The following is a 17,785-nucleotide window of genomic DNA, read 5'->3' as shown; positions in this document are numbered from 1 at the left end:
ACTAGTAGAGTATCAGATTTAAAATAGTTAAAATATGGTGAATGTGATATAGTCGAGATAAAAAGAGGTGTCGACTATGAGAAACCGTGAATATACCGTTTGCTTAACCGCAAATCAGCAGAATGAATTACTGGAGATTTGCTCGAAAGGTAAGGTGGCCGCACGATCTCTTCGGCGAGCCCAAATTCTGTTGTGGGCAGATGAGAATCGACTGGACGGAAAACTTACAGATGTAGAAATTGCCAAGCAGCTACACATCCATACGAACACCGTATATCTGGTGCGCAAGTCCTTTGCAGTGAACGGAATGCAGGCGGCACTTGAACGAAAAAAGAGACTGACCCCGCCGAATCCTCCAAAGGTTACTGGCGAATTGGAGGCGAAAATCATCGCACTCAGTTGCAGTACACCCCCAGCCGGAAGAAGTCGGTGGACCCTTCGACTGTTGGCAGATAAGACCGTAGAACTGGGGTATATTGACAGCATTTCGTACGACACGGTGGATCGGATTTTAAAAAACGAACTCAAACCCCATCTTCGTAAATGTTGGTGTATTCCGCCTAAGCAGAATGCGGCGTTTGTAGCAGCCATGGAAGATGTGCTAGAGGTCTACCATTTGCCCTACGATAGAGAATGTCCTGTCATTTGCATGGATGAAAAACCCTTCCAACTGCTGGATGACGTGCGAAACCCCATTCCGATGAAACCAGCCAAGCCACTGAGAGAAGATTCAGAATACGTACGCCATGGAACCTGTAGTATCTTTATTTTCACAGAACCGCTTGCAGGCTGGCGGCATGTCAGCGTTCGTCCACGACGTACCAAAATCGAATGGGCGGAGCAAGTTCGGGAACTTTTGGACGTTCATTACCCGAGCGCACCGACCCTTCGTTTGGTGATGGACAATTTAAACACACATTCCATTGCCTCGTTATATGAAGCTTTTGAACCCGAGACGGCGTTACGTCTAGCCAAACGACTCGAGATCCACTACACACCTAAACATGGCAGCTGGCTAAACATTGCTGAAATTGAGCTGAGCGTCATGACAAGCCAATGTTTAGACAGACGGATTCCCTCTATGGAAGAGCTAGCCAGCGAACTAACCGAATGGGAATCGACTCGAAACGCTGTTCAAAAAGGAGTGGATTGGCAATTCACTACGGAAGATGCACGAGCCAAACTCAAAAGGTTATATCCACAATTTAAAGGCTGATGCGGTACTAGGATGGCTTGGCTGCTCCTAGCGGATGCGGACGGTTCCGGCACCCAGCATCTCCTCGATGGCTGCGAACAGCTCCTCCGAGGGCTCGATCCGGTAGCTGTCGCTCAGCGCAAGCACCTTCTGGTTGCGCTCGTAGAACAGCAGCGTCGCTGCGGGTCCCGGATGGGTCTGCAGCAGCGCCTGGAGGCGCGGCAGCAGACCCTTCAGCTCGGCGCCCGGCGTGATCTTGATGAAGACACGCTGGGCGCCGGGCGCTGAGCCTGCATCGCGCTCAGCGGCTTGGTCCTGCCCCGTGCGCAGCGGGGCAGGGCTGCCCGGCCGCGCTGCTGACGCGGCCGCGGAAACGCGCGCACCGGGCGGCTGTGCCGCCGGTGTGCGCGTGCCCGGTGCAGCGGCTGTGCCGGCTGCACCGCCGGGCCGGGCGCCGGAGCCAGCGGCGCCGTGCGGGCAGCAGGAGCGGCCGCAGGCGCTCCTGCCGGGGCAGTGCGGCCCGCGCCGAAGGCGGGCCGGGACCCGGCGCTGCGGCGCTGCAGCAGGCCGCGCAGGCTGTCCGAGTTGAGCGGAGCCACCTCCTCGGCCAGCAGCTTGAAGCCCTCGTCCTCCTGCTGCACCTTGGCGCGCAGGGCCAGCAGGGCGCCCTTCTCAATCAGGGCGCGGCTGCGTTTCCAGACCTCAGGGAAGAGTACGACCTCGCAGCGCTCGATCTGGTCTTCCCACTCCATGAAGGCCATCGCCTTGCCGGCTTTGGTCGTGATCTCCTTCAGCGACACGACCATACCGGCCGTCACGGTCATACTCTCATCCGCCGCTTCGCCAAGATCCATCAGCTTCTGCATCCCCGGCTCCTCCAGCAGTCCCGCATGGTCATCCAGCGGATGGCCGGAGAGATAGAGCCCGAGCAGCTCGCGCTCCAGCTCCAGCTGCTGGGTTCCGCTGAATCTTGGAATATCCGGGTAGCGGATCTCCCAGTTCGGCGTCTCAATCAGGTCATCGAACAGCTGAATCTGCAGCTCATCCCGCTCCTTGCGCCACTTCGCCGCCGCGTCCACCGTCTCATCCAGCATCGCCAGCAGCTGCGACCGGTGTCCGGGCAGCGCATCGAAGGCACCGGTCTGCAGCAGCGATTCGATCACTCGCTTGTTGCAGACCCGCAGATCGACCCGGCGGCAAAAATCGAGCAGGCTGTCGAACGGCCGCTCCTTGCGGACCGCCATAATGTTCTCCACAGCCTGCGTGCCGACATTCTTCACCGCTGCCAGCCCGAAGCGGATATGCCCGCGGCCTTCGCCGGGCACCGGAGTGAACAGCACTCCGCTCTCGTTGACATCCGGCGGCAGTACGCCAATTCCGGAGCGGCGGCATTCCAGGACGTATTCCGCCACCTTGCGGTGCGTCCCCATCACGGCAGTCAGCATAGCGGCCATGAACTGTACCGGATAATGCGCCTTAAGATAAGCGGTCTGGAAGGCCAGAACCCCGTAAGCAGCCGCATGGGCGCGCGGGAAGCCGTAGTTGGCGAACCGCACGATCATATCATAGACCGCATGGGCATCCGCTTCCTGGTAGCCCTGCTTCAGACTGCCCTCCACGAAGTGGCTGCGCTCCTGATCCAGCGTCTCCCGCTTTTTCTTGGATACCGCGCGACGGAGCAGGTCCGCTTCGCCAAGCGAGAAGCCGGCCATCAGGGAAGCAATCTGCATGATCTGCTCCTGGTAGACGATAATGCCGTACGTATCGGCCAGGATCGGCTTCAGATCCGCATGGGGATAGACAACCTCGAACTCTCCGTGCTTGCCGCCGATGAATTTCGGAATGAACTCCATCGGACCCGGCCGGTACAAGGCGACCACCGAGACAATATCCTCGAATCCGCTCGGCTTCAGGTCCTTCAGCACCCGCCGCACGCCTGCCGATTCCAATTGGAATACGCCGGTGGTCTCGCCTGCTCCCAGCATCCCATAGGTGAGCGGATCATGATCCGGGATGAAGCGGAAATCCGGCACACTCCCGGTCATCTCCTTCACCCAGTTCATGCAGCGTTCAATAATCGACAAGGTCCGCAGCCCCAGGAAGTCCATCTTGAGCAGCCCTACACTCTCCAAGTGCTCCATGGAATACTGGGTCAGCGCCGTGCTCTCGTTGCCTGCCTGAAGCGGAACGGCATCGGTCAGCGGCCCCTTGGAGATGACTACGCCAGCCGCATGGGTTGAGGCATGGCGCGGCATGCCCTCCACCTTCATCGCCATGTCAAGCAGGCCCCTCGTCTTCGGATTCGTCTCATAGAGCGCCTTCAGCTCAGGCGTACTCTCCAGCGCCCGGGTAATGCTGATGCCGAGCTGGCCCGGAATCAGCTTCGCCGCCTTGTCCACCTCGTTATAGGGCAGATTCAGCGCCCGGCCCACATCCCGGACAGCAGCCCTCGCCGCCATCGTGCCGAAGGTGATGATCTGCGCCACATGCTCCTTGCCGTACTTGTCAACCACATAAGCAATGACCTCATCGCGGCGTTCGTCACTGAAGTCGATGTCAATATCGGGCATCGTGATCCGCTCAGGGTTCAGGAACCGCTCGAACAGCAGATTATATTTCAGCGGATCTACATCAGTTATCTTCAGCGTGTACGCGGTGAGACTCCCTGCGGAGGAACCACGGCCCGGGCCGGTTACAATTCCATTGCGATGGCAAAAAGCGATAAAATCCCACACGATCAGAAAGTAATCGCTGAACCCCATGCTCTCAATGACTCCCAGCTCATAGTCTAGCCGCTTCTCGGCTGTCTCCTTCTGCTCCGGCGACTCCCAGAGCGGAGTATCCGCATAGCGCTGCTCCAGCCCGCTGCGGCACAGCTCGCGCAAATACGCAGCGGCATCCAGCCCATCCGGCAGAGGCGAGAATTCCGGGAGAATATGATTGCCGAACGTCAGCTCCAGATTGCACGCTTCGGCGATCCGCTGCGTGTTCTCTATGGCCTGCGGCACATGCGGAAACAGCGAAGCCATCTGCTCCCCGCTTTTGAAGAATAGCTGGTCTGTCCCGATCTTCAGCCGGTCCTCATCGTCCACGGACTTGCCCGTGCCGATGCAGATCAGCACATCCTGGACCTCGGCATCCTCCTTGTCCATATAGTGGACATCATTGGTCGCCACCAGCGGAATGCCACACTCAGCCGCAAGCGCAATCAGCTGCGGATTCACCCGCTTCTGCTCCGGTATCCCGTGGTCCTGCAGCTCCAGGTAGAAGTCGCCGCCAAAAATCTCCTTATACCGCAGCGCCGCCTTGCGCGCTTCATCCTCCCGCCCGTGCAGCAGATGCTGCGGTACTTCTCCGCCCAGGCAGGCGCTGAGGCAGATTATGCCTTCGGCATGCGCTGCCAGCGCCTCCATATCGATGCGCGGCTTGTAATGCTGGCCCTCCAAATGGCCGATGGAGATCAGCTTCATCAGATTCCGGTAGCCGGTCATGTTCTTCGCCAGCAGAATCAGATGATAGATCGGCTGATCCTTGCGGCTTCCCCGCTCCCGGCGCGAGCCTGCGGTCAAATAAGCTTCACAGCCGATAATCGGCTTGATCCCCTGCGCCTGGCAGGCCTTATAGAAAGGGATGGCCCCGTACATCACACCATGATCCGTCAGCGCCAGCGATGTCATGCCGTATTCGCCGGCCCGGCGCACGAGATCTGTAATGCGCGCCGCCCCGTCCAGTAAACTGTATTCGCTGTGCACATGCAAATGCACGAATGGGCTCATATTCCCCACTTCCCTTCAGCTCCAAAATCAAAACATAAGATGAAACTATTTTATCATATTAGTGGGGGAACCGCCCATAGAATGGATTAAGAGCATATGGACAGGTAGGGGGCATCCCGCCGCCTGATCTAAGGAGGGAGCTTTTTATGGATATTTTCTTAAGCAAGGCCGTCCTCGACTTCTTCATCGCGTTCGGCATTGTGCTGGGCGGAGCGATGCTGGGCGGAATCGGCGCTGTCGTCTCTCTTCAGCCGCCGACCGATACCATGGTGGAAATCGCGGACCGGATCAAGATCTGGGCACTCGCTGCCGCCGTAGGCGGAACCATTGATCCGATGCGGGTCATTGAGAGCAATATGCTGGGCGGCAATCTCTCCCCGGCCATCAAGCAGATTCTCTATCTGGTGTTCGCCTTCCTTGGCGCTCATATGGGCAGCGAGCTGGTCAAATGGGTATGCGGCAAGTAGAAGCATCACGCCTCCAACCATAATGCTTTTCCTTCAAGGGGTGAAAAGATACATGCGACTTCCGCCGTTTGACCGCTACCGCCGCTTCTCGCAGATTGCTGCTGTATTTGTGCTGGGGATGATTGTGGGCGCCGTCCTGTACAACGCGATTTATCATATAGGCTATAACATACTCTGGATCAATAACCATGACCTGCGGCTGGAGATTGAACAGTACCGGAAAGACATTCTGACGCTCAAAAAATATAACAACACCTCCACCGTCATCCGTGAGATTAAGGTGCGCACCGAGGTCAGCAAGGTCAAGGACCAGGCGGCGGCGCTGGACCCGGTAACGGTCAAGGAGGTTCTCAGCAAGCTGGCGGACGATCTGGAGCCGCTGCGCGGGCGCAGCATGTTCGATATCGATTCCGACGGCAAGCTGGCGCGCCTGCTGCTAGACAGCAAAATCTATCTGGCCCGGGAGAAGGAATACACCGTCAAAATCCGCACCATGCTGGTGATGGAGGGCGTGCTGCAAATCTGGGTGGAAATCAGTCCGTATAAGCGCAGCTGAGCCGCGAATCATGATACAATAGTGGACAAATCACAATCACAGGATACTGAGTGCCCGGCAGAAGCAACGCTGGCCGGCCTTCACAAAGGAGCTGCTGTTCATGATTATGTTCATTAAGTACCTGCTGTTTGCCCTGCTGGTTATCTTCATGGTATGCGCCGCCGCGTACAGCATCTCTTCCCGCAGAACCGCCGACCCGCTCATTCAAGGCACCCGGCGCTCCATTATGAACATGCTGCTGGGCGGAATGCTGGTCACGCTTTCACTCATGTCGATGTTCATCTTCCGCGGCTCGACGCTTAACGTGGTCATTGAAGCTGCTTTTCTGCTGCTGGGCCTGTTCAATATCTTCTCGGGACTGCGCAGCTTCAGTTACTATAGCCGGATGCGCAGCGGAAGCTGAGGGTTCAGCCGCCGCCAATAGAAATAGACCAGTTGCACATCCTGATGACTTACAGGACAGCCCTGGTCTACTTCGAAATGGTACCGTAAATGAATCCCCGTTCATCGACCCTTATTCATCCTTGCTTATCCCCGCTACCCGTGGTCAATCGACTGCAGCATCAGCACGGCCTTGGCTACAATGGTGTCCATATAGCTGATCTCGATCTCCAACTTGCAGGTACGGCGGCTGATCTCCAGCAGCTTCGGCATGACGGTGATGGAATGCTCAATCTGTACCGGACGGATGAAATAGGTTGACATATTGTCCAGTACATAATCGTTCCCGGTGATATCCTTGGCGGCCTTGAAGGCGGACAGAGTCATCAGGGTGGATAGAACCCCTTCCGAGATCGTCCCCAGATCGGTAGCCATCTGCGGGGTAATGAACCCGTGGAAGAACAGCCTGCCCTCCTCATCCCGCTCATCCGCGAACCCGTTCCAGATCAGATGATCGAAGGTCTCTCCGAGCTGCGGCTGATTGCTGGCGTCGCGCAGGCTCTGCAGTACTTCGCGCCGGGTGACCGCCCCTACAAGCTTGCGGTTACGGTCCACAATGGGCAGAAAGTCGATTCCCTCCCACATCATAATCTGCGCCGCCGAAGCCAGCGAGGTCTGAAGTGCAGCGGTGACCGGATTGCGCACCATCGCCTTTTCAATACTTTGCCCTTCGCTGAGATTCTCCACATCACGGCGGCCCACGATCCCGATAACCCGGTTCCACTCATCCGTGACCGGGAACCGCTGCTCGCCGCTGGCCTGCGACAATTCACGCAGTTCTCCTGCGGTGCTGGAGATTTTGAGCGTGTTCAGCCGCAGCTTGCCCTCCACAATATCCTCGACCAGCATAATCTTCTTCTTGATTAGCCGGTCAAAAATCGCGCGGTTAATCATCGATGCCACCGTAAATGTGTCATGTCGGGATGAGATGACCGGCAGGTCCAGCTCATCGGCCAGCGCCTTCACCTCACGGCTGGTGCCGAAGCCTCCCGTTACAAGGACCCCGGCCCCCTGCTCCAGCGCAAGCGAATGCACATCATCGCGGTTCCCTACGATCAGCAGGCTGTCGGCATCGATGTAACGGATCATGGCATCGACCTTCATCGCACCGATTACATATTTATGAAGATGCTTGTTCAGCCCCTCCGCTCCGCCAAGCACATGCCCCTCGACAATGTCCACTACATCCCCGAAGGTCAGCTGTTCGGAAATATTGCGCGGCTTCTTCTCCACCCGGACCGTGCCGATCCGCTCCTTGGTAATGACGATCCCCAGATTCTCCGCTTCCTTCACCGCACGGTAGGCTGTACCTTCGCTGACCCCCATCTCCTTCGCCAGCTTGCGGACGGAGATCTTGGTGCCCACCTTCAGACTCTCAATGTGCTGCAGCAGTTGTTCATGCTTGGTAATATTATCGCCTTGACCTTCCAACTGTTACACCCCCATACCCCGATCTGTACTATTCTGTACCCATTATACATGCTGGCAACACCGGAGTACAACAGGAGAAGCTGTATCTTTCCAAAGATATGACAGCTCTATGACAAGCTACCCTCATAACACCGGATGTAAGCGGGGGGAACGGGCCTTGCCGGCTATGGAATCTATGAGTACAGCCGTGAATATATATATAACACCGGGCACCTTACTTCCGTCAGAAGTGGCACGCACAGGGAACCCCCGGTCCGCCGTACCGGCAAACAGGGGGTTATTTTACACCGATTCAGCTGTACCCGGTCTATGATCTCTGCGACACCCGTCCTTCTTCGTTCCACTTGCCCTGCCACTGTGCCAGCTTGGCCTTGCGGACGGCGTCCAGGCGCTTCTGCTTCTCTTCATCCACTCCGATGATAAAATGCAGATGAGAAGCAATAACCAGAAACGCGAAGACACACCAGACGACACCGAAGCCCAGCACCCAGCCGGAACCATTCTGAAACGACAGCTTCGGCAGCGCGTATAACAGCATAGCCAGGGCTACCAGCAGGTACACAGAATGTTTGAATTTACTTCTTTTTCTCATTGCAGGACCGCTCCTTCGCTCAACAGGATTATTAGAATGAATCTATATCTCTATTCTATGAACCTGCGGCCTGAAATATGAGACAAGCTGCGTAATTTTTCAGCAGAGCGTACTTTATGATTAACAGATTCTAGCCTGCATGCACCGGGTATGAGATGATAAATGAAAAAGGGAGGGATTTAACCTTGAATCACATTTGGAGCCAATCCAGTTACATCGTCCGCAAAAAGATTTTCTCTGTGATTGGTGGAAAACTACATATCTACAACGATTCGGGGGAGCTGCTGCTCTATTCGCAAATGAAAGCCTTCCGGCTGAAAGAGGATATCTCGCTGTATACCGACGAGACGATGAGCAGAGAGCTGCTGCGTATTAAGGCCCGCAATGTAATTGATTTCAGCACCACCTATGATGTATTCGATTCGGAGACCGGGGAGACAGTGGGTTCGCTTCGCCGCAAAGGCCTGAAATCCATCGTCAAGGACGAATGGGTCATTCTGGATACGCACGATAACGAAATCGGCTCCATCAAGGAGGATAATGCCTTCCTGGCGCTGCTGCGCCGTGTAGTGGCACTGATTCCGCAAAAATATAATCTGGAAATCGGCAACCTCGAAATTCCGGCTTTCCGGCAAAACTTCAACCCGTTCGTCACCAAAATCACCGCAGACTTCTCCGACGACCGCCAGGGTGTGCTGGACCGGCGCCTTGGAATGGCCGCAGCCATCCTGCTCTGTCTGGTCGAAGGCAAGCAGGATTAGGGGACTGTAGCCCGCTGTATTGCCGGATCGGCATTTATAAAAGGGTGATTCCAGAGCCGTATGGCCCTGAAATCACCCTTTTTCCTGTGTCACAGGGAGTCCCTGCTGCTCAGCTTATTGTGCGCCGTACATTTGGGAGAGGCTGTCTGTGATGATTTTGTTCACATCTTCGATGACCACACTGAGGCGGCGCTCTGCGTCGAACAGACGGCGGATGCCCAGGTTAAGGTTAAGCACCTCGAAGAGCTTCTCCATCTTCTCCATCTCCTCCTGTGGAGGCATGTCCCCGCTCATCATCCGCTGCTGCAGCTCAATCTGGCTCTGACGGAAATTGTCGAGCATCGCTTTGCTCTCCGGATCGGCTTCGATCACCTTCATGGCACTGGTAATATCCGATACCTCACTGCTGTCCTTAATCGCACGCGCCAATTCATGCGCCTTGTCAATCACGTTCATTCTATTTCCTCCTCCAAGTGATGTTCGTCTCTGCTTCGCTTCGAAGCCCCCGGTCATCCCGCTGGCAGCGGGCTATGCCCGTCCATCCGGCAGTCCCGGGGGCTGTCCGCGCCCAAATTTGGCAGCCGCGCAAGTTCCGCCCGGACACGCCTGCTTCCTTCTGTGCGCCCGCCCGCCGGACCAGGCACGCCTGCCAGCCCCCTGGCCATCCGCGAGATTAATCCGCCCGGCACGGCTTTTATAAGAATAGGTCAATCACCAAGGGTCAGATGTCTCCATATGATGAATGATATGTAACCCTTAAGATTCATATTGCCGGCATCATGCTTGCCTACCGGAAGGAGATCCACGATGTCTAAGCTTAAGATCCCGGTCCAAACGGTTCACTCGGGCATCCTGCAGGAAAATGCTGTCATGCTAGGCGACAAGTCCATGAAGAGGCTCAAAATACCGGCGCACGGAACCATTCAGCTGAATTTCGGCTCTTTCCGGCAGGAGGTTACCGTGATTCCTGTTCCCAAATCCGACAGTCTGCGCGTAAGTGAGGCACTCGCCCGGCGGCTTGGCTTAAGACAGCATCTGACGCTTAACGCTTCCTACAGCACCGGCAGCCGCATCCTGCGGCTGGGTCCGATGATTGGCGTCCTGGTGAGCCGGGACCATCCCGAGCAGCCCGAACGAGTCTTCGGCCAAATTACGATGTTCTGCCGGGAGCTGACCCATGCTTGCCACGCCCAAGGCGCCTATGTCTATTTCTTTACCCCGGAAGCGCTGGAATCACGCAGCACTACCATCCAGGGCTGGGTATACGATGAGGGCTGGCGGAAGCTGAGTCTTCCTGTTGCCGATGTGATCAACAATCGGCTGACCACGCGAAAGGTAGAGAATAAACCTAGCGTACAGCATTTTTTGGCAGATGTAAAATCCCGCTACGGAACGCACTTCTTCAACGAAAAGTTCCTAGACAAGACAGAGGTATTCGAGGCGCTGGCTATGGACCCCGCACTACAGCGGTACTTGCCCGAATCGCATGCCCTGAACGGCTTCGCCATCTTGAAAAAAATGTGCAGCACCTACCCCAGCGTGTTCCTGAAGCCGGTACGCGGCAGTCTGGGCAAAGGCATTCTGCGCATTTCCAAAGAGGAAGGCGGCGGCTACCGGCTGCTGTCCACCACTCCGATGGGCACACGTAAGCAGAGCTACGCCAGTCTGGCGAAGCTGTTTCAATCCCTTGCCCCCAAGATGAAAACCACCCGCTTCCAGATCCAGCAGGGTCTCTCCCTGATGGAGATTGGGCGGCGGCCGGTCGATTTCCGGGCACTGGTGCAGAAGAACGGCACCGGCAAATGGGGCGTCACCTCCATAGTGGCCCGGACCGCCGGAAGTAATCATTTCGTCTCCAATCTTGCCCGCGGCGGTACACTCAGTACGGTCAAGGAGGCCGTCGGCAAAAGCAGTCTCCCGGCCGGTGTCAAGGAAAGCACCCAGATTCAGCTTCCCAGAGCGGCGCTGGCTATTGCAAGAGGGGTCGAGACCTACATTCCCGCCCATTTCGGGGAGCTGGGCATCGATCTCGCGCTCGACCAGTCCGGCCGAATCTGGCTGCTGGAGGTCAACTCCAAGCCGTCCAAGAACGACAATACACCGCTGAATGACCAGAAAACCAGACCCTCAGTCAAACAAATGATTCTATACTGCCGTTATCTGGCCGGGTTATAAGGAGGACATCATGACCACAACAGCAATGGGGTTCCTTGGCATTATGACAGGCCGTCGCCACGGGATTCCTCCCATCGCAGAGCCGGAGTTCTGCAGTCATCTCTGCCGGGCGGCCCCGCTGTATGATCTGAAGGTCCTGATCTTTCATCCGGAGGGTGTGGCTGCGGACGGCTCTTATGTCAGCGGCTATGAGTGGCAGAACGGACAATGGGAGCCTGTGCAGGCTCCTCCGCCCGACATTCTCTATAACCGCTGCTTCTACCGGACACCGGAGGAGAAAAGAGCAGCAGCAGCGGCACTGTCTGTCTTGACCCGCTGTCTGCCCTGGTCACGCGGGCTCCCTGATAAATGGGGAGTCTACGAGATTCTGCGGCGCAGCCCCGCTGCCGCAGCCCTGCTGCCGGAGACGGAGAACTACAGCAGCCGCGAAGCGCTTGGCAATATGCTCGCCGGAAGGGAATACGGCGTTTTTCTGAAGCCCCGGACCGGCTCCCATGGCAAACGCACCGTACACGCTGTATTGCTCGGCAGAGACGAAGGCGGCGGTGTGAAGGTGAGGGGCAGAGACCGGGGCAACGAACCTTTTCAATATCTTTTCGGTACGCTGGACGAAGGTCTGGACTGGATCGGCGGCTTCATCGGCCAGCACCGCTATATCATACAGCCTTACCTGCATCTCACCGGCAGCGGAGGACAGCCGTTCGATGTACGTGTGCTGATGCAGAAGAACGGCACCGGTGCCTGGACCCTGACCGGCATGGCCGTCCGGCTCGGCGCCCGGGGATCGCTGACCTCCAATCTGCACGGCGGAGGCACCGCCGTTCCCGCCCTCCCCTTCCTGCTGGACGAATACGGCGGGGCAGGCAGGGAGCTGCTGGAGGAGCTGGCCGCCGCGTCTGCGCTCCTGCCTCCGCTGCTGGAAGAATCCTGCGGCAGACTCGGAGAGCTGGGCCTTGATTTTGGCATCGACGCCGGAGGAAGAATCTATCTGCTGGAAGCCAATTCCAAGCCAGGGCGCACGGTGTTCCGGTTAACGGGCGACCGACAGGCTGCCAGGCTCGCCGCCGAGAACCCGCTGCGCTATGCGCGCCATCTGCTGCTTACATCAAGCAGCTACCACAAGCTGCCCCGCGGGCAGCTCCGTTCACACGGGAGAATGATATCTATGGTTCCAAAGGAGGATTCATAAATGGGTCTCACTTTTTGCAATGTACATTTCACCAAGCAGCCTGATAGAGTAGTGTATGTCTCGGGTGAACTGATGAGAAGCCTGAAATTATCCGGCAAGAAGAACATCCGCCTGCGCCTCGGAAAAGACGCAATCCCGGCCACCATCAAGCCGATCAAGCGTGCCGGCAAGCACCTCTTCCTGGCCTCGGGTGTCAAAAGCGCAATCAAGGTCCCGAAGTCAGGCGGCATCTACCTGCGGAATCTGCAGAATGACGAGGTGCAGCTCGGGCCGCTGGTCGGTGTGCTCTCAGACGGACCCGCTTCTGCGGCGCAGCCCTTCGGCTCCCGTACCGGCTTCATCAAGCAGCTGCTGCGCGAAGGCAGCAACAAATGCTACATCTTCGCCTTCATGCCGCGGGATATCGACTGGCAGCAGGAGCAGATCAACGGATATTTCCTGCTGGCAAACGGCCGGTTCGAGCGCAAGCTGGTTCCTCTGCCGGATGTAGTCTATAACCGCCTGCCCAGCCGCAGGGCAGAGACCTCCCCTTACATCAACCAGCTGCGCGAGCGCTTCGGACGCAAGAAGATCCCTTATTTCAACTGGAGCTTCTTCAACAAATCGGATGTCTACCGGCTGCTGGAGAATGACGGGGCAGCGAACCGTTTCGTGCCTGAAACGCACAGCAACCCGAGCTCCGAGATCATGCGCGATATGCTGGACCGCCACCACTTCGTCTACTACAAGCCTTCAGCAGGCAGCCTGGGACACGGCATCTACCGCCTGACTTACCTGCCGAAGAAAGGATATTTCGCCCGGTACCGCCGGAACGGCAAGAACGTGCTGCTACGCTTCACCAGCTTCGACAGCCTGATGCGCATGCTGCGGGGCCGCCATGGACAGAGCATACAGAACTATGTAGTCCAACAGGGCATCCGCCTTATAGAGATTGACAACTGCCCGATTGACTTCCGCTTCCATATGCACAAGAACGGCAGCAATCAATGGGTCGTCGTCGGTATCGGAGCCAAGAAAGCCGGACGGGGCAGTGTCACCACCCACCTGAAGAACGGCGGCGCGCTACTAACCCCACAGCAGGCTCTCGGCCGTGTGTTCGGGGCAAGATCGGATGAAGTGCTCCAGCGCGCCAAAACCACTGCCGTCAAGCTCGCAGAATCCCTGGAGCTCCAGCACCGCCACCTGCTTGGCGAGATCGGCTTCGACCTCGGTATTGACCAGGATGAGGATATCTGGATGTTCGAGGCCAACGCCAAACCAGGACGCTCTATCTTTCGCCACCCCTCCCTGCGCGCTGAGGGCAAAGCTTCCATTGAGCACATCCTGGAGCATTGTCTGTATCTCAGCAAATTCCGCAGGAGGGATGACTTGTGAACAGCCGGATACCCGATCCCAGTAAGCCTGTAATCGCCATTCTCACCACCAGTGACCGGCTTCAGCAGTTCCGCGGCAACCGCAATAACTTCCGCGACATTATCCGCACCGGCAGAGAAATGGGCTACCTCGTCTATGTCGTCACAGTCCGCGATCTGAAGCTGAACGAGCAGACCGTGAACGGCTACGTGCCCTCCGCCAGCGGGAAGCTGTGGTATACCATTCCGGTGCCGCTCCCTCAGGTCATCTATAACCGCATCCCCAACCGCGAGGAGGAGGAGAAGGCGCCGGTCATCCGCAAAATCGCCGAGTGTCTGGAGCATCCCGGAATCTCGCTGTACAATCCGAGCTTCTTCAACAAATGGAATCTCTTCGAGTGGCTCAGGGAATCCAAGGCAACCTCGAAGCATGTGCCCAAAACCCGCCGCATGCGCAGCGCAGCTACCCTCACCGCGATGCTGAAGAATCACGAGAGCCTCTATCTCAAGCCGGAGAAGGGCAAGGCGGGCAAAGGCATCATGCGGCTGAAATACCGGCCGGACACTCTCCTCCCCTACCGGTTGCAGATTCAGAGCGGCAAAAAGAACACGACCTACAAGGCCGCGTCTGTCGAGCGGCTCTGGGCCCGGATCGGCCGGGAGAAAGGGACCGCCCGCTATATCGTCCAGCAAGCCATCGTGCTTGCCGGACACCACGGCCGCCCCTTCGATCTGCGGGTCCTGCTGCAGAAGAACGGCCGCGGCGCCTGGGCGGTAACCGGCATCGGCGCCCGGCTGGCCGGGGCCCGCAGCATCACCACCCATGTGCCGCGCGGCGGCAGCATCGAAGACCCCTCCAGCATGCTGGAGGGAACCTTCGGGGCAGAGCAGGCAGCCGTTATCCTGAAGAATGTCTCTACCACTGCGCTGCTGGTCGCCCGGCAGATCGAGCGGGCTTCAGCCAGCATGCTGGGCGAGATGTCAATGGACCTCGGGGTCGATGAAGAAGGCGGAGTGTGGTTCTTTGAAGCCAATTCCCGCCCGATGAAATTCGATGAGCCGGCTATACGCAAGCTGTCGCTCGAACGCATTTTCCAATACGGCAATTATCTGTCCCGCCAATCCAAATAATCCATTATCCGTCAAAGGAAGTGACACCATGCAGATATCCTCGCTCTACGACAGCAATCCCGTACAGTGGGAATCCAGGCGAAGCGGGTTGCTTGAGTTCCTGAGGGAGTATGGGGAGCAGCGGATTACCCTTCGCGGATGCAGGAGGCTGGCCCGGCTGACACCGGATCAGCTCGCCCTGCCGGGAGTCTCCCTTCTCGTGGCCACTGTACGGGGTCAGAACGGCCGCCAGCTCGCAGGCGTCAGCTTCGTGTCCGGCTTCGGCAAGGAGGCCTGTGTAGTCGCCGTCCATCCCCTGTACCGGAACAGGCATACGGGCACAGCCCTGCTTGCTGCACAGCTGGAGCGCCTCGGGCATCTGGAATGCCATGTGGCCTGCGACAATGCAGCCAGCCTCAAAATGTGCTTCAACAGCGGTCTTGCCGCTGTAGACCTCATCGCCGGACCTACAGGCAAGCCTACCCTGCTCCTGCGGTCTCCCGTGACTGCACCAGACTCTGTGAATCGTCCACAAGGAGGTGAACTCCTGTGCCAGAGCCCGTCTTAGGCATCCTCACGCTGTATCTGAACGACGCCAAGCAGCTTGAAGAGAAGAGCGTGTACCGGAGGATGATTATTGAAGGCAGCCGGATGGGGCTCGATGTCTTTGTCTTCACGCCGGCAGATGTTCATACCAGCAAGGACCTGATTCATGCCATGATCTACGATGTCAAAAGCGCAACCTGGACGCGCAAATGGCGCTCCTTCCCGAATATGATCTATGACCGCTGCCGGATTCAGCGCAGCCAGCGCTTCCAGCAGCTGCTGCGCTTCCGCGCGCGGTATGACCATCTGACCTTCCTGAACCGCCCGCTGCGCAATAAATGGACGGTGCACCAGACCTTCTCCCAACGCAGCCGCTTCCGGCCCCATATGCCGGAGACACTGCTCTACCAATCCTCCGCCGATCTGCACCGGATGCTGAAAGTAAGTCCCGTTGTCTACGTCAAGCCGATCAACGGCACCGGCGGGCGCGGCATTCTGCGGATTGAGCGGCAGCGGGAAGGCAAGTCCCTCTTCGATATCCAGGGACGCCGCCAGAGCCGCCAGATCATCGCCCCGCGCAAGGTGTCGCTGAACCGTCTGGAGACCATCGTCCGCCAGTGGTGCCTCGGCGGCAAGTTCCTCGTGCAGCAGGGTATCCCGCTGCGGCTGCCCAGCGGCCGGTTCCACGACTACCGGATGCTCGTGCAGAAGAATAGCCAGGGCGCCTGGGAATTCACCGGCATGGCCGGCCGGGTAGGCGCCGCCCGCAGCGTCACCTCGAACCTCCATGGCGGCGGGCATGCCATGAAGGCCGAGACGCTGCTGAAGCAGTGGCTCGGCAGCGAAGAGCGTGCCGACAAGGCTATGCGCGCTGCCGAGAAGCTGGGGATCGAAGCGGCCACCTATCTCGAAGACAGCTTCGGCGCCCTCTGCGAGCTGGCCCTGGATCTTGCCATCGACCGCGAGGGCAAGATCTACGTGCTGGAGGTCAACCCCAAGCCCGCGCGCGAGGTCTTCGCCCGCTCCGGCGACACCAGCACCTACCGTAAGGCGCTGGTCCGCCCGCTGGAGTACGCGATGTGGGTGTATAAGAATAAGAACACGCCTAGTTCGTCTAAGGTGGTTGAGGAGTAGAGATTTTATTTGATAGCAAAGAACCCCCTCTGGATCTGAGGGGGTTCTTTTTATGCGCAGATTTTACAATCCATCCACGCCTCTTGGAATTGTCTTTAATAATCGCTAAAAGTACACTTTATTCAAGGTCAAATAACATATTTCTGACCATTCCGAAAATTCTTTTCATTGTAATAACCCCTCATTATTTCAAATTAACATCTTCTTTTCTTACTTTAATCAAATAATACAAGATCAAAATGAACTGAAATATAAAAATGCTAAATGAGAGCAGAATGAGCATTTCCACCTGATATTCAGGAAAGAATTTAATCTCAACCACTGCTTGCTCATACTCTCCACTCCTTTGTATTGCTTTGAAAAATAAAATTAATAAAGAACTCGGTAAAACTGTTAGCAGAAACCAAGTGATATGATATTTTATCCTCCGTGTTCTTACATACAAAAACGAATTAATGAGAAGTAAAGAAAGTGGCACAAGGTACATCTTTGTTGAAAAATTCAATAGCTTTATTCCCCACCCCTCTATTCTTATCCTTAGAAAATAAATTAAGAATAGCTGTAGTCCAATAGCCAGCAATACATAGAGAATGGCTAGGAGTATTGTTTTAAATGTTCTCATATTTTATCACTCGATCCTTTACAAAAATTCATTATCCATTAATTTGAACAAAAAAATAGGAATATCCCTTTAATGTAATCATCGGGAATTGAAAAGTTGAAGTGAACGGTAGGTGGTGCTTTTAATGAGAAAAATCCCAAGGAATAGAGAAGAAATAGATAAAATTTCACTTTTGATATCTCCCTATAACTATTGTAGTACCGCCTTTTATAATACTTGCCGGAGACACTGCTCTACCAGTCCTCTGCCGATCTGCATCGGATGCTGAGATCCAGTTCCGTCGTCTATGTGAAGCCGATCAACGGCACCGGCGGGCGCGACATTCTGCGGATTGAGCGGCAGCGGGAAGGCAAGTCCCTCTTCGGTTAGTACTCTATAAATGACAAGCGCCCCTCCGGAATATTGGAGAGGCGCTTGTCGTTTATTCCACATCCGATC

At 56.5% G+C, this 17,785-nt stretch carries 15 protein-coding genes and 1 pseudogene; 12 read left to right on the top strand and 4 right to left on the bottom strand.

From position 1 onward, the window contains the following. Positions 1–76 precede the first annotated feature (76 nt). Positions 77–1,216 (top strand): IS630 family transposase, encoded by a 1,140-nt coding sequence (locus tag MHH28_RS32580; RefSeq protein WP_405110068.1) that lies wholly within the window; start codon positions 77–79, stop codon positions 1,214–1,216. 27 nt (positions 1,217–1,243) lie between these two features. Here MHH28_RS32580 and MHH28_RS32575 read toward each other — a convergent pair. After that, a pseudogene (locus MHH28_RS32575) lies at positions 1,244–4,971 on the bottom strand (DNA polymerase III subunit alpha). 146 nt (positions 4,972–5,117) lie between these two features. Here MHH28_RS32575 and MHH28_RS32570 point away from each other — a divergent pair. The 3 genes from MHH28_RS32570 (at position 5,118) to MHH28_RS32560 (ending at position 6,397) form a co-directional block, all read left to right on the top strand. Beyond that, entirely contained in the window at positions 5,118–5,438 is a 321-nt protein-coding gene (locus tag MHH28_RS32570; protein ID WP_036721610.1) for a YtrH family sporulation protein, read from the top strand. Positions 5,439–5,490: 52 nt separating this feature from the next. Then, a complete protein-coding gene (locus MHH28_RS32565) occupies positions 5,491–5,994 on the top strand; it encodes a hypothetical protein (protein ID WP_405110064.1) in 504 nt (167 codons plus the stop codon). Between the two features lie 100 nt (positions 5,995–6,094). Continuing rightward, a complete protein-coding gene (locus MHH28_RS32560) occupies positions 6,095–6,397 on the top strand; it encodes a YtpI family protein (RefSeq protein ID WP_076082940.1) in 303 nt (100 codons plus the stop codon). 134 nt (positions 6,398–6,531) lie between these two features. Here the strand turns inward: MHH28_RS32560 and MHH28_RS32555 are convergent, their stop codons facing one another. Together MHH28_RS32555 and MHH28_RS32550 are read right to left on the bottom strand one after the other, a co-directional pair. Next, positions 6,532–7,866 carry a DRTGG domain-containing protein gene (locus MHH28_RS32555; protein WP_405110061.1) on the bottom strand — a complete coding sequence of 445 codons (1,335 nt, stop codon included), beginning with the start codon at positions 7,864–7,866 and terminating at the stop codon, positions 6,532–6,534. A gap of 307 nt (positions 7,867–8,173) precedes the next feature. Next, positions 8,174–8,458, bottom strand: a complete 285-nt coding sequence (locus MHH28_RS32550; RefSeq protein ID WP_405110058.1) for a hypothetical protein — start codon at positions 8,456–8,458, stop codon at positions 8,174–8,176. 185 nt (positions 8,459–8,643) lie between these two features. On the opposite strand from MHH28_RS32550, the gene MHH28_RS32545 reads away from it, so the two are divergent. Further along, positions 8,644–9,219, top strand: a complete 576-nt coding sequence (locus MHH28_RS32545) for a hypothetical protein (protein ID WP_405110055.1) — start codon at positions 8,644–8,646, stop codon at positions 9,217–9,219. 114 nt (positions 9,220–9,333) lie between these two features. Here MHH28_RS32545 and MHH28_RS32540 read toward each other — a convergent pair whose 3' ends face one another. Continuing rightward, on the bottom strand, positions 9,334–9,675 hold the full coding sequence (locus MHH28_RS32540) for a YlbF family regulator (RefSeq protein WP_405110052.1): 342 nt from the start codon (positions 9,673–9,675) through the stop codon (positions 9,334–9,336). Between the two features lie 351 nt (positions 9,676–10,026). On the opposite strand from MHH28_RS32540, the gene MHH28_RS32535 reads away from it, so the two are divergent. From MHH28_RS32535 to MHH28_RS32505, 7 genes are all read left to right on the top strand, one after another. After that, on the top strand, positions 10,027–11,394 hold the full coding sequence (locus tag MHH28_RS32535) for a YheC/YheD family protein (RefSeq protein ID WP_405110049.1): 1,368 nt from the start codon (positions 10,027–10,029) through the stop codon (positions 11,392–11,394). Positions 11,395–11,404: 10 nt separating this feature from the next. Further along, complete coding sequence (locus MHH28_RS32530; RefSeq protein WP_405110046.1) at positions 11,405–12,583, top strand: YheC/YheD family protein; 1,179 nt, start codon at positions 11,405–11,407, stop codon at positions 12,581–12,583. Beyond that, positions 12,584–13,957 carry a YheC/YheD family protein gene (locus MHH28_RS32525; RefSeq protein ID WP_405110043.1) on the top strand — a complete coding sequence of 458 codons (1,374 nt, stop codon included), beginning with the start codon at positions 12,584–12,586 and terminating at the stop codon, positions 13,955–13,957. Then, positions 13,954–15,066, top strand: a complete 1,113-nt coding sequence (locus MHH28_RS32520; protein ID WP_405110041.1) for a YheC/YheD family protein — start codon at positions 13,954–13,956, stop codon at positions 15,064–15,066. The genes MHH28_RS32525 and MHH28_RS32520 overlap by 4 nt, the downstream gene beginning before the upstream one ends. A 28-nt stretch (positions 15,067–15,094) precedes the next feature. After that, positions 15,095–15,613, top strand: a complete 519-nt coding sequence (locus MHH28_RS32515) for an N-acetyltransferase (protein ID WP_405110038.1) — start codon at positions 15,095–15,097, stop codon at positions 15,611–15,613. Continuing rightward, entirely contained in the window at positions 15,595–16,725 is a 1,131-nt protein-coding gene (locus tag MHH28_RS32510; protein ID WP_405110036.1) for a YheC/YheD family protein, read from the top strand. Before MHH28_RS32515 ends, MHH28_RS32510 begins: the two co-directional genes overlap by 19 nt. An 838-nt stretch (positions 16,726–17,563) precedes the next feature. Next, entirely contained in the window at positions 17,564–17,716 is a 153-nt protein-coding gene (locus MHH28_RS32505; protein ID WP_405110033.1) for a YheC/YheD family protein, read from the top strand. Positions 17,717–17,785 lie beyond the last annotated feature (69 nt).

The organism is Paenibacillus sp. FSL K6-1217, from assembly GCF_045040735.1.
In the GTDB taxonomy this organism is placed as follows: domain Bacteria; phylum Bacillota; class Bacilli; order Paenibacillales; family Paenibacillaceae; genus Paenibacillus_AQ.
The sequence above is the reverse complement of the archived record's forward strand: the minus strand, read 5'-3'. Positions and strand labels throughout refer to the sequence as shown.